This window comes from Hydrogenophaga sp., assembly GCF_041633695.1.
In the GTDB taxonomy this organism is placed as follows: Bacteria; Pseudomonadota; Gammaproteobacteria; order Burkholderiales; family Burkholderiaceae_C; genus Hydrogenophaga.
On record NZ_JBFJMY010000404.1, the window covers coordinates 1 to 3,754 of the forward strand.

The window sequence follows — 3,754 nt, forward strand, 5'->3', positions numbered from 1 at the left end:
CGAGATCGCCAAGAACGACCGCCCCGAACTGACGGCCGCCAAGATCATCGTCAGCGGTGGCCGTGCGCTGGGCAGCAGCGAGAAGTTCAACGAAGTCATGACCCCGCTGGCCGACAAGCTGGGTGCGGCCATCGGCGCCAGCCGCGCGGCGGTGGACGCGGGCTACGCGCCCAACGACCTGCAAGTGGGCCAGACCGGCAAGATCGTGGCGCCGCAGCTGTACATCGCGGCCGGCATCTCGGGCGCGATCCAGCACCTGGCGGGCATGAAGGATTCCAAGGTGATCGTGGCGATCAACAAGGACCCCGAGGCCCCGATCTTCTCGGTGGCCGACTACGGCCTCGAAGCCGATCTGTTCACGGCTGTGCCGGAACTGGTCGCCACAATCTAAGAACAACAGTGACTTGAGAAAAAGATGAGAACATTCAGGGGAAACAATGGACCTGAGGCACCTTCGGTGCTTCTTGGCTGTCGCGCAGGAACTGCACTTCGCTAGAGCTGCTGAGAAGCTTCACATCGAGCAATCGCCACTTTCGAGGGCGATCAAGGAGCTGGAAGAAGAGCTGGGGATCCGTCTCTTCGACCGCAACACGCGCAGCACGCGCCTGACCCGCGCAGGCCAGGTGTTCATGGAGCACGTGCCACGCGTGTTCGCCGCGCTGAGCCAGGCGCGCGAGAGTGTGCGTGCTGTATCTGCAGGCTACCAAAGGCAATTGCGCATTGCCCTGTCAGGCAGCATTACACAGGCCCATCTCACGGCTCTCCTGTCACGTTGCAGAGAGGAGGAGCCGGATACGGAGATACGGCTTTACGAGGTTCCAGTGGCGCAACAGATCAAGGGGCTCGAATCCGATTTGTACGATGCGGGATTCGCCCAGTCATCGGAGGTCGGCGAGGTGCTGTTTGCTGTACCGGCGTGGAACGACCCGATGGTGGTCGCTGTGCCTTCACGCCATCCCTTGCTGATCCACAAGAAGCTGCCACTTGATGAGGTGCTTCGCTACCCACTGGTTCTCTGCTCCCACGATGGCTGTGAGGGTAGTAGTCCCCAGTTGGCCCGCATGCTTCGCGCCACCGACCTTGAGCCCATCGTGGCCGAACAAGTGGCCAGCCACGACCTGATGGTGACGCTGGTGGCCGCCGGTTACGGGCTGGGCTTCACGACAGAAGCCCACGTTTCGACCAGCCACCATCCCGAGATCGTTACGCGGCCGTTGGCCGGGCGCACGCCAGTGCTGACCACCTATCTGATCCGGCGCATTGGTGAGCCGGCAGAGGTCTTGCAACGTTTCGTGGAAAGAGCCCTTTTCGATGCGCCAGGTCGCGCGGCGGACGAAGCTCTGGACACATCACCAGGGGGTAGCAAATGAAAATGTGTTTCAGATGGATCGCTGCTGTCGGTGCGGTTTCGGCCGCACTGCTGCTGTCCGCATGCGGCAAATCGCAGCCCACCGAAACGGTGGAGTCGCTGGCAAACGACCCCGACCGCTTGAAGCAGTTGCGCGAACAATGCAAGACAGAGCGCGCAAAGCTGGGCGAAGAGCTGTGCGATCGCGTGGCTGATGCCACCCAGAGGCGGTTTTTTGGGAGCGGCAAGGTGCCCTACAACCCGCCCAAGGAATCGCCAAAGTTCTGAATCTGCGCTTGCCGCCACGAGCAGTGTTGATCGATTCGATCTTTGGCTCACTGCGCAGCGCTTCGCCATAGGTTGCGCCAGCAAACTACAGCATGCCTCTACAGGCATTGATGCGGACCAGGCGGCAAGCCTGCCGATTTGGGACTTTGACCCACCGATAGACCGCTTTCATCCTAATGCGTGCGGCACGCCTTTGTGCCGCGCGCATGGCCCCGCATGGAGGGCCACAGAAAGGGAAGTCAAGGTGCAGGTTCAGGGCGCAAGCCATCAGGGTGTTCTCTACGGGCAGATCGCGGCGGTGCTCGGCGTGGTCTTGGTCGGCGTGTGGAGCGCGACCCAATGGACTGCAGCAGCGCTGGGCCACCAGGCGCGCTTGGGCGCACCGTGGTTTGAGTCCTTCGGCATACCGATGTATCACCCCTGGCGTCTGTTTGAGTGGTGGTTCCTCTTCGACGCCTACGCGCCGGATGTCTTCGACGTGGGCGGTGCCATCGCAGGCGGCAGCAGTCTGGCTTCTGTGGGGGTGGCGGTCGGCATGTCGGTGTGGCGTTCCCGGCAGTCTCGGCTGGTCACCACCTATGGCACGGCCCGTTGGGCAACGAGAGACGATGTTCGCCGGGCCGGACTGAACCGAGCTTCCGGCGTGTTCCTTGGCCAGCATGGCGAGCAGTACCTGCGTCACGACGGCCCCGAACACGTGCTGGCTTTTGCACCAACTCGCTCAGGAAAGGGAGTGGGCCTGGTGGTTCCGACGCTGCTGTCGTGGCACGGCTCTGCGGTCATCCATGACATCAAGGGTGAGAACTGGCAAGTGACGGCGGGATGGCGCACCCGCTTCTCGCACTGCCTGCTGTTCAACCCCACCGATGTGCGCTCGGCCGCTTACAACCCGCTGCTGGAGGTGCGCCGTGGCGTGCACGAGGTACGCGACGTGCAGAACATTGCCGACATCCTTGTGGACCCCGAGGGCGCACTGGAGCGGCGCAACCACTGGGAGAAGACCTCGCACGCCCTGCTGGTCGGCGCCATCCTGCACGTGCTCTATGCGTGCGAGGACAAGACGCTGCGCGGCGTGGCCAACTTCCTGTCCGACCCGGCCTGCCCTTTCGAGGTAACGCTGCACCGGATGATGACGACACCGCATCTGACGCGCGAGCAAGGCAGTGGCCCGCACCCGGTCGTCGCCTCGGCCGCCCGTGAGGCGCTCAATAAGAGCGAGAACGAGCGTTCAGGTGTGCTCTCCACCGCGATGAGCTTCCTGGGCCTGTATCGCGACCCGACGGTAGCCGAGGTTACGTCGCGTTGTGACTGGCGAATTGCCGATCTGATCTCGACTGAGCACCCGGTTTCGCTGTACCTGGTGGTGCCGCCGTCGGACATCAGCCGCACCAAGCCGCTGATCCGGTTGATCCTGAATCAGGTGGGGCGGCGGCTGACCGAGTCGCTGGATAGCTCGGACGGCATCGCGCGGCGGCACAAGCTGTTGCTGATGCTGGACGAGTTTCCGGCGCTGGGTCGGCTTGACTTCTTCGAGACCGCGCTGGCCTTCATGGCGGGCTATGGCATCCGCAGCTTCCTGATCGCTCAGAGCCTGAACCAGATCGACAAAGCCTACGGCCAGAACCATTCGATCCTGGACAACTGTCACGTACGCGTGACCTTCGCCACCAACGACGAACGCACGGCCAAGCGGATCAGCGAGACGCTGGGCACCGCTACTGAGCTGCGCGCCCAGCGCAACTACGCCGGCCACAGACTGGCGCCCTGGCTCGGGCATTTGATGGTATCGCGCCAGGAGACGGCGCGCCCACTACTGACCCCTGGCGAGGTGATGCAGTTGCCGCCCGACGAAGCGGTGGTGATGGTCTCCAGCACGCCACCGGTCAAGGCGCGCAAGCTGCGCTACTACGCCGACGCGAACTTCAAGCGCCGCGTGTTGCCACCACCCGTCCTGAATGCAGGCTCCTACCCCGATGCGCCACCGGTGCGGGTGGATGACTGGGGCGAGCTGGCTGTGCCGGCAGTCCCTACTTCATCCAACCCAGCCTTCATGGCCGGCATGGACGCCGACGAAGGCGGTCCCCGCCTGCAGCCAGAGCTGACGGAGATTGCAATGCC

Annotated in this window: 4 protein-coding genes; all 4 read left to right on the forward strand. The window is 63.5% G+C overall.

What is annotated here, in order from left to right; all coding sequences use genetic code 11:
- The coding region (locus ABYB95_RS18985) for an electron transfer flavoprotein subunit alpha/FixB family protein (RefSeq protein WP_372660412.1) at positions 1–391 on the forward strand (391 nt) is incomplete at its 5' end.
- A gap of 46 nt (positions 392–437) precedes the next feature.
- A complete protein-coding gene (locus ABYB95_RS18990) occupies positions 438–1,370 on the forward strand; it encodes a LysR family transcriptional regulator (RefSeq protein ID WP_066084125.1) in 933 nt (310 codons plus the stop codon).
- A 2-nt stretch (positions 1,371–1,372) separates the two neighbouring features.
- Positions 1,373–1,636, forward strand: coding sequence for an EexN family lipoprotein (locus ABYB95_RS18995; protein WP_372660415.1), 264 nt, complete (start codon positions 1,373–1,375; stop codon positions 1,634–1,636).
- A gap of 244 nt (positions 1,637–1,880) precedes the next feature.
- On the forward strand, positions 1,881–3,754 hold a 1,874-nt coding region (locus tag ABYB95_RS19000; RefSeq protein WP_372660418.1), incomplete at its 3' end, for a conjugal transfer protein TraG.